This is a genomic window from Planktothrix paucivesiculata PCC 9631, assembly GCF_900009265.2.
Classification (GTDB): domain Bacteria; phylum Cyanobacteriota; class Cyanobacteriia; order Cyanobacteriales; family Microcoleaceae; genus Planktothrix; species Planktothrix paucivesiculata.
In genome coordinates this window covers 50,530-58,415 of the sequence record NZ_LR734991.1, presented here as the reverse complement: position 1 = coordinate 58,415, position 7,886 = coordinate 50,530, and the positions used below count along the sequence as shown (strand labels likewise).

Below are 7,886 nucleotides of genomic sequence, written 5' to 3'. Positions count from 1 at the left end.
ATTCGTAATTCGTAATTCGTAATTCGTAATTCGTAATTACCCATTACCCATTACCCATTACCCATTACCCATTCCCTATTCCCTATTCCCCAGCACTATAACTCCTGAATCAAAACAAAAGGTTGCACAATTAAGGCTTGAAATCGTTTTTTCGGCTGATCATTCCATTCTAAAATTTGCTCTGGCGAGGGTTTATGAATTAATGCTTCACTAATCCAATGTTGGACTGAAACTGAGTTATCCTGAGCGATCGCTTCCCCTACAGTTAATAAATCCAATTGAGATTCCACAATAATTACAATCTCCCGTTCCAGGTGGGGCGTCAACCAATCCCATTCCGCTTCATCAAGGTTTTCTGTGAGTTGGGATCTTAAAGATTCAGTTTCCATAAAAAATTGAGATGTAAAATTCATGACTGATTAAAACTTAACGCCCGAGATCATGCAGAGCATTAATTTCATCGGCACAACGTTGGGTTAATTCCAATAATTCGTCCCGGTTGGTAGAATCGGGAGGGGGAATTAAATGACCCACTCGTACCGTAACGGGAACGGGCCGAGGCAGATAGGAACCCCGATTCACAATGGCATTTGTTCCCCATAAACATACAGGTAATAACGGAACTTTCGCCTTGGCTGCGATTAAGGCTGCCCCCAATTTCGGCTCCGTAATTCGACCATCGGGGGTGCGAGTTCCCTGGAGAAAAACCCCCGTGGCCCAACCATTTTCTAATTGTTGTAACGCCGCCCGGATGGCACTGCGATCGGCCGAACCCCGTTTGACTGGATAAGCTCCATACAGGGAAATCGCCTGTTTCAAGATGGGAACTTCAAATAATTCCTCTTTTGCCATATAGGAAACCGGGCGTCCCATGCAATTCGCCAGGAGGACAGGATCAAAATCACTCGCATGGTTACTGACTACCACCATGGGCCCGGCCAAGGGAACCCGATTCGCATCATAAATCCGACCTTGAAAGTACAGGTGCAACATCGGGCTAACCACCGACCACTTGAACAAGTGATACAGAATCAAACTAGAAAGGGGTTCCCGGCTTCTCACAAAAGGTGCAAGTTCTTGATTCACGCGCTTGGTTGAATAGTTCTGGTTAAACAGTCTGGGTTTAGGGGTTACTTTTTCTGGCCTTGGGATGCCTTGACCGTAGCCAAAACTTCTTCGATTTTAGAGAGTTCCACCGCACCCGAGAAGGTTTCACCATTCATCACAAAAAATGGTGTTCCCGAAATCCCCAAACTTTCCCCTAATTGGATATCCTTCTGAATGGCCGCTTTCGCTTCTGGGCTTTGGCGATCGCGATTGAATTTTTCTAAGTCCAGATTTAACTGTTTGGCGATCGCGGAATATAACTCCTCTCCCAATTGATTCTGTTGTGTAAATAAAGCGCTTTGGTATTCCCAGAATTTGCCCTGTTGTTGAGCCGCCCAGGACGCTTGGGCCGCGGGTAGAGCTTCTGGGTGAATCTGAGTCAGGGGAAAATGCTTATAAACCAGAGTCACCTGATCTTGGCGAGTCTTCATAAACTGTTGAATAGTGTCGTGGGCGCGGGCGCAGAAGGGACACTGAAAGTCAGAAAACTCCACCAAAACAATATTTTTAGCCTCTGAGCCCCTAAAGGGCGAGTTCCCGATCACCGCTTGAGGATTGGTTTTGATTTGATCTAAAAAAGTTTGTCGCGCCTGTTTTAGTTGGCCGTCCTGTTGCTGTTGATAGGCTTGGACGGACTCTAAAATCACTTCTGGATGCTGTCGAATCACTTGCAGGATTTGCTGTTCCAGTTTAGGACTGACTTTAACGGTTTGATCGGACTGGGCGGATTTTGAACAACTCATCAACGTCACACCGACGATCAAAACTATTGTGATCCATAACCTTGACTGACGATAAAGTTGTTGTCTTGTCTTAGAGATGTTCATAATCCTTTGTTCCCATCGATTTTTTCTTGATCGTAACAGTTAACCGTCAACTCCTTTCCTAATCGTTTGAGATATAACCTAAATCCGCTAATTTTTTTAAGACTTTAGCAACACTTTCGGATAAATCTTCGTGATCGGTATTACATTCAACATCTGGATTTGTTGGGGCTTCGTAGGGATCATCAATACCTGTAAAGCCTTTAATTTCCCCTGCTCTAGCACGTTTATATAATCCTTTAACATCTCGACCTTCACAAACCGTTAAGGGCGCGTTCACATAAACTTCTACAAAATCCCCAATTTTCTCCCGCACTTCTTGCCGAATTTCTCGATAGGGAGAGATAGCAGAAACCAGGACAATTACCCCATTTCGGGTTAAAAGATGGGCAACAAATCCAATGCGGCGGATATTTTCATCCCGATCCGCTTTACTAAATCCTAAACCTTTGGTGAGATTTTCCCGAACAATATCCCCATCTAAAATCTCTAGGTTACATCCCTTTTCTCGGAATACTTGAGCAACCGCTTGGCTAATGGTGGTTTTTCCCGCACCACTCAAACCCGTAAACCATACTGTTACACCTCGATGCTGCATTCAGGTTTTTTCTCCCGTTATTATTCGTTTATATCTCCAATAGATTATGGTAAGTCGAGATTGCAGCGCCAGTCAACTAAAATCTTAATTCCCGGTGGGGTAGACTTGACATTTAAACCTTAATTTGTATTCCCTTCTGGGGTATGGGTTGCATCAAAATTAGAGAAAACTATCAAATTTGACAGAATTTCTTCGACTAATGTAGTTTAAAAAGTTATAGGTCTAAAATCTGATAATTTGTTGTTGCGCTTAAGCGCATCTACCCAGAGCCAAAACATCAACCCAACATGATTTTGAAAAAACCCTTCAAATATCTACTATTTTTATTTCTGACAACCTTAGTAATTGGGGGGATTATTACTAGCCATCATCTTCCCATTTCTGCCCAGGAAAAACCATCGGGGACAACCAAAATCCTAATCATGGCAACTTCGCCAGATTATCCCCCCTATCAATTTAAAGATACGGCTACCAGTGGCGATAAAATTGTAGGTTTTGATGTAGATATTGCCGAATATATTACTCAGCAATTAGGCTACGAGCTAAAAATTAATGGCATAGATTTTAATGGTTTAATTCCGGCTTTAACCGCTAAACGGGCGGATTTTGTCATGGCGGGAATGACCCCTACTCCTGAGCGAAAAAAAAATGTAGCTTTTTCAGATATCTATTTTGAAGCTAAAAATACTATTGTTAGTCTCAATACCCAAAATTATACCGATCCCGAACAATTAAAAGGCAAAAAAGTCGGAGTACAACTCGGTTCAATTCAGCAGGAAGCTGTTAAAAATTGGTCGGGGGTAACGGCTATTCCTTTAAATAAAACCAGTGATATTATTCAGGAATTAAAATCAAAACGGCTGGATGCGGGGGTTTTAGAAAATACTATTGTTAGGGGCTATATCGCAGCGAATCCCGGATTAGTATATCACGAAGTTCCCAATACCGAAGCAGCAGGATCGGCGATCGCCTTTCCCAAAGGATCACCCTTAGTCGAACCCTTTAATCAGGTGATTCAACAGATGCAAGCCAGTGGTAAAATTGAGGAACTGGCTAAGAAATGGTTTGATCGTCCAGTTACCATAGAAACCTCCGAAGTCTCCCATGGAAGCGGATTAAAACTTGATTTTAATAAAATTGCTCCCAATATTCCCTATATCTTAGCCGGGATTTTTATTACCTTACAATTTAGTTTAGTTTCGGCTTTCTTCGGGTTTATTTGGGGAACAATTCTCGCCCTGTTTAAAATTTCCACACTTAAACCCCTGAATATTTTTTCCCAAGCCTATACATCCATTTTTAGAGGCACACCCTTACTGGTACAATTAACCTTAATTTATTTTGCCACGCCCCAACTCACCGGATATGATATTACCGCCTTTCAAGCGGGGATATTAGCCTTTTCTTTAAATTCTGGAGCCTATATTTCCGAAACCATTCGGGCGGGAATTCAAGCCGTGGATAAAGGGCAAAAAGAAGCCTGTGAAGCCTTGGGGATTCAATATCAACTGATGATGGTCGATATTATTTTACCCCAAGCCCTCAGAAACATTCTTCCCGCCTTAGTCAATGAAAGTATTAACCTGTTGAAAGATTCAACCTTAGTATCCGTTATTGGCGTAGAAGATATGTTGCGTAGGGCGCAAATTGTCGGGGCAGAAAAGTATATTTACTTTGAACCCTTGATTTTTGTCGCTATTATTTATTATATCATGATTATTACCTTAACTTGGGGGGCTAATGGACTTGAACGCAAACTCAAAAGTAACAGTTGATCCGGCGGTTAAAGTTGACCGTTTATATAAATCATTTGGCGACTTGAAAGTATTAAAAGGGATTACAACCGAGATTCAAAAAGGGCAAGTTGTATCTATTATTGGGCCTTCAGGCTGTGGGAAATCTACTTTTTTACGCTGTCTTAATCTTCTGGAAATTCCGACATCCGGGCGTATTTTCATTGATGGGATGGAAATTACTGACCCGAAAGCCGAAATTTATAAAATTCGCCAGTCCGTGGGAATGGTCTTTCAAAACTTTAATTTATTTCCCCATTTAAGTGTCTTAAAAAATGTGATTTATGCTCCGATAAAAGTTAAGAAAATCTCCGAATCTGCCGCGAAAGATTTAGGGATGGAGTTATTACAAAAAGTGGGCTTGGCAGAGAAAGCAGACGTCTATCCTTCCCGACTTTCAGGAGGACAAAAACAACGGGTAGCGATCGCTCGAACCATGGCCATGGAACCCGATATTTTATTAATGGATGAACCCACCTCCGCCCTTGATCCAGAAATGGTTAAAGAAGTTTTAGAGGTGATGAAATCCTTAGCAAAAACCGGAATTACCATGGCAATTGTCACCCATGAAATGGGATTTGCGCGGGAAGTTTCTAACCGGATTTTATTCCTAGATAGTGGCTTACTGGCTGAAGATTCTCCCCCAGAACAGTTTTTTAAAAATCCTGAATCTGAACGGGCAAAACAGTTTTTAGAAAAAATGCTATAGCAATTAATCTTAGTGTTGACAACTTCTTTGTGTCTTCGTGTCTTTGTGGTTTTAGGCTTGACCTTTGTAAAAATAGCCACAAAAACTACTATATAATTTCAATATCAGCATTTCTTGACCAAAACTGACAAAAATTGTGTAATATTAAATAGTGTTACATTAATTCCTGTCTTCGGTGCATTCTGATTCCTCATCCAACTGAGTTGTCTCAGTTTAAATGATAATCTGTATCACGGGTGACAGAATTTTTCTATCCATCAAGTAGATACTATTGTTAAAGAGGTACAGAACTATGGCAAATTCAACCCTTGAGAATAACGCCGCTTCCGCTTCAAATCAGTGGGGTGAAGATTCTCAAATCTGGCAAAGTTTGAAAGTAGCGATCGCATCTAGTTCCGGTTTTCAACGCTGGGAATTAGAACGGGATATGAACCTAATTGAACCCACCACTAATTTAGATCAATTAGTGAGTCTGTACCTACGGGAAACTTTGGAAACCTTAGCTTATTAAAATGTCGGCGTGAGTTTTTTAATTCATAACAATTCCCCGAGAGCGAGTTTCTAAAGATATTTTTAGAAACCCGCTTTCTTTAGTATTTACACCAGAAAACTTTTACCAATAATTTCAGAGAAACCAAAGGTGGTAGCGGGATTACCAGCAATGCTGATCAACTCGAAATTCTTGACGAACATATCTATACCTTGATAACTGACAGTATAGAAGCCATCGGCATTAGGGAAGCCTGAGACTGAATAGCTTCCCTGGCCCAAGAATATCTCATCTTTGTTGCCATTGCCTCCATCAAAGCGTCCGCTTCCAAAGCCTTTGAGTTCGTCGTTACCATTTCCGAGAATGATCATGCCATTACCGACATCGGGATTATTACGAAAACCACCGGTGAGAGCATCGACCGTATCCTTACCCGCACCAGTATCAATTGTGCCGTTGTTCTCAATGCCCCGGAAGCTACCCGCACCGGTGATGATATCCTCACCATTGCCAGTATTGATAGTGCCGTCGTTGACAAGGCCCCAAGCACCACCACTACCGGTGATGGTGTCACTACCATTGCCCATATCGATGATCTGGCTATTGAACAGAGCAGTCCAGTTATTCGATATAGTGGCTTCACCGGTGATCAGGTCATCACCACTACCCATCGTAATAGTAGCTTTGTGGTTGGAGAAACCAATCTCCCCTTTGCCCTTGATAATATCGCTACCATTACCCGTATCAATGATGCCCTCGTTGTTGAAGATGCCGTAGGTCTTGCCAGTGCCCGCGACAATATCGTCACCATTAGCCGTATTGATAGTACCCCTGAAATTGGAGATGCCAATGAGATAACCAACATTGCTTTCGGTATGGCCAGTGATGGTGTCGTCACCATTATCTGTATTGATGGTGCCTTTGTTGTCGATGCCGTTCTCAGTAGTGCTAGTGCTAGTGCCAGTAATTTTGTCATCACCGGCAAGGGTATTGGCGATGCCAGTATTGATGATTTTCGCGGTTCCCGATGGAGGAACTATGTCAGCCCTATCAGTGAACTTTAAGGTGGAAAGATCTATAGTACCCATGGTGTAAACCCTCAATTATTTTTGGGGTTTAAAAATTGGTGTTTTCATGCTTAAACCACGTTCCTAAACTAGCAAAATAAATTGAAGAAAATTTGAAGTTTAGCCTTTATTTTTAATTAATCACATATACTGGCATTGAGTTGAATTGGAAAATGCGATCGCCTGAAAAGCAAAATTATGGTTAAATAGGGAATAGCTGAAAGATTCAATTTTTGACTATGACCTATTCCCTGGAACTTCCCCCCCTGAATGCCGATACAATTTGGGCAATTATCAATCAAGATATTGATGATGCAACTGTTAATCAATTGGTTTGGTATTATCTAGGATATCGGTATAATCCTGAAACCGATCAATGGGATGGGACAAATGCCGAGCCCCATTGGAAAACCGAATATCCGGCACCTCCTGATTTTATCGAAAGTCGTCCCGCAACGGTAAAATTAACTCGTTCTATTCCCGCAGAGAATAAACAATTGCTCAAGGAAGAATTGGGTTTTAAGGGGTATAAAATCGGAGAATTTAACCCTCGGGATACTCGACGGGCAACCATGGCTAGTTGGTTATTATCCCACATGAAAGAACTGAAATTAATATGAAACTCTTAAAATTATTGGGTTTATCTGTTTTTTTGACTGGAATCAGTTTAGTTTTAAGTCCGGTTTCCTCGGCTGACACAAGAATCAAAATTGTCGGAAACTGTGGAACAGAATCCTGTAAAACCCTCTGGAAAAAACTACAGTCTAATTTTCCTGAAAAAACCCAAGATTATCAAAAAAAATGTTCATCTCCTCAAAGATTAGGATTATTCGTTTATACTCCTGAGAATCAAAATAAAATTGTTTATTTGACCTGTTGGGAAGCTAAAATAGATAGAGGAGAAAGGGTTGGACGAGAATTGGGGATTCTTCCTTTTCCGGGTTATGAACAAGAATTTGGCGTAAAAATAGCCAGTGATGACCCCAAAATTCAGGCTGTTTTAAAACAAAATACTCAACAGGTCGAACGCATGAGTTTTAACTGTGCAACCCATGGAGGTGATATTAATATTTTGGTGTCTGACGATGGTAAAGAAACGGTCACATTACAATGTTATTTTGAAGCCTGGATTATCTTATTTGACTCCAATCGGGACGGTGTTTCAGATGGTCAATATGGTCGCGGTACAGGCATTGATTTTACAGAAAAATTAAAGCAATAGGGAACAGGGAACAGGGAATAGGGAATAGGGAATAGGGAATAGGTAATGGGTAATTCGTAATTCGTAATTCGTAATT

Annotated in this window: 10 protein-coding genes; 5 read left to right on the top strand and 5 right to left on the bottom strand. The window is 41.4% G+C overall.

Features of this window, described 5'->3' with window-relative positions:
- Positions 1-95 precede the first annotated feature (95 nt).
- The 4 genes from PL9631_RS02575 to cysC all read right to left on the bottom strand — a co-directional run bounded on the left by PL9631_RS02575 (position 96) and on the right by cysC (position 2,529).
- Entirely contained in the window at positions 96-413 is a 318-nt protein-coding gene (locus PL9631_RS02575; protein WP_231516616.1) for a DUF2288 domain-containing protein, read from the bottom strand.
- Between the two features lie 13 nt (positions 414-426).
- A complete protein-coding gene (locus tag PL9631_RS02570) occupies positions 427-993 on the bottom strand; it encodes a lysophospholipid acyltransferase family protein (RefSeq protein ID WP_083616679.1) in 567 nt (188 codons plus the stop codon).
- A 137-nt stretch (positions 994-1,130) separates the two neighbouring features.
- Positions 1,131-1,934 (bottom strand): DsbA family protein, encoded by an 804-nt coding sequence (locus PL9631_RS02565; RefSeq protein WP_083616677.1) that lies wholly within the window; start codon positions 1,932-1,934, stop codon positions 1,131-1,133.
- 58 nt (positions 1,935-1,992) lie between these two features.
- Positions 1,993-2,529 carry an adenylyl-sulfate kinase gene (gene cysC / locus PL9631_RS02560; RefSeq protein WP_083616675.1) on the bottom strand — a complete coding sequence of 179 codons (537 nt, stop codon included), beginning with the start codon at positions 2,527-2,529 and terminating at the stop codon, positions 1,993-1,995.
- Between the two features lie 287 nt (positions 2,530-2,816).
- Here cysC and PL9631_RS02555 point away from each other — a divergent pair, with 287 nt between their 5' ends.
- The 3 genes from PL9631_RS02555 (at position 2,817) to PL9631_RS02545 (ending at position 5,542) form a co-directional block, all read left to right on the top strand.
- Positions 2,817-4,304 (top strand): ABC transporter substrate-binding protein/permease, encoded by a 1,488-nt coding sequence (locus PL9631_RS02555; protein ID WP_083616673.1) that lies wholly within the window; start codon positions 2,817-2,819, stop codon positions 4,302-4,304.
- Positions 4,270-5,031 carry an amino acid ABC transporter ATP-binding protein gene (locus PL9631_RS02550; protein ID WP_083616671.1) on the top strand — a complete coding sequence of 254 codons (762 nt, stop codon included), beginning with the start codon at positions 4,270-4,272 and terminating at the stop codon, positions 5,029-5,031. Before PL9631_RS02555 ends, PL9631_RS02550 begins: the two co-directional genes overlap by 35 nt.
- Before the next feature lie 292 nt (positions 5,032-5,323).
- A complete protein-coding gene (locus PL9631_RS02545) occupies positions 5,324-5,542 on the top strand; it encodes a hypothetical protein (RefSeq protein ID WP_083616668.1) in 219 nt (72 codons plus the stop codon).
- An 86-nt stretch (positions 5,543-5,628) separates the two neighbouring features.
- On the opposite strand, the gene PL9631_RS02540 is transcribed toward PL9631_RS02545, so the two are convergent.
- Positions 5,629-6,609 carry a calcium-binding protein gene (locus PL9631_RS02540; protein WP_083616666.1) on the bottom strand — a complete coding sequence of 327 codons (981 nt, stop codon included), beginning with the start codon at positions 6,607-6,609 and terminating at the stop codon, positions 5,629-5,631.
- Positions 6,610-6,827: 218 nt separating this feature from the next.
- On the opposite strand from PL9631_RS02540, the gene PL9631_RS02535 reads away from it, so the two are divergent.
- Positions 6,828-7,208 (top strand): DUF1823 family protein, encoded by a 381-nt coding sequence (locus tag PL9631_RS02535; protein ID WP_083616664.1) that lies wholly within the window; start codon positions 6,828-6,830, stop codon positions 7,206-7,208.
- Positions 7,205-7,810 (top strand): hypothetical protein, encoded by a 606-nt coding sequence (locus tag PL9631_RS02530; protein WP_083616662.1) that lies wholly within the window; start codon positions 7,205-7,207, stop codon positions 7,808-7,810. The genes PL9631_RS02535 and PL9631_RS02530 overlap by 4 nt, the downstream gene beginning before the upstream one ends.
- The last annotated feature ends 76 nt before the right edge of the window (positions 7,811-7,886 follow it).

Coding starts and splice junctions, on each gene's coding strand:
- PL9631_RS02565 (WP_083616677.1), bottom strand. CDS start 1,934: ATGAACATCTCTAAGACAAGACAACAACTTTATCGTCAGTCAAGGTTA.
- PL9631_RS02530 (WP_083616662.1), top strand. CDS start 7,205: ATGAAACTCTTAAAATTATTGGGTTTATCTGTTTTTTTGACTGGAATC.
- PL9631_RS02550 (WP_083616671.1), top strand. CDS start 4,270: ATGGACTTGAACGCAAACTCAAAAGTAACAGTTGATCCGGCGGTTAAA.
- PL9631_RS02570 (WP_083616679.1), bottom strand. CDS start 993: ATGTTGCACCTGTACTTTCAAGGTCGGATTTATGATGCGAATCGGGTT.
- PL9631_RS02575 (WP_231516616.1), bottom strand. CDS start 413: ATGAATTTTACATCTCAATTTTTTATGGAAACTGAATCTTTAAGATCC.
- PL9631_RS02535 (WP_083616664.1), top strand. CDS start 6,828: ATGACCTATTCCCTGGAACTTCCCCCCCTGAATGCCGATACAATTTGG.
- PL9631_RS02545 (WP_083616668.1), top strand. CDS start 5,324: ATGGCAAATTCAACCCTTGAGAATAACGCCGCTTCCGCTTCAAATCAG.
- cysC (WP_083616675.1), bottom strand. CDS start 2,529: ATGCAGCATCGAGGTGTAACAGTATGGTTTACGGGTTTGAGTGGTGCG.
- PL9631_RS02555 (WP_083616673.1), top strand. CDS start 2,817: ATGATTTTGAAAAAACCCTTCAAATATCTACTATTTTTATTTCTGACA.
- PL9631_RS02540 (WP_083616666.1), bottom strand. CDS start 6,609: ATGGGTACTATAGATCTTTCCACCTTAAAGTTCACTGATAGGGCTGAC.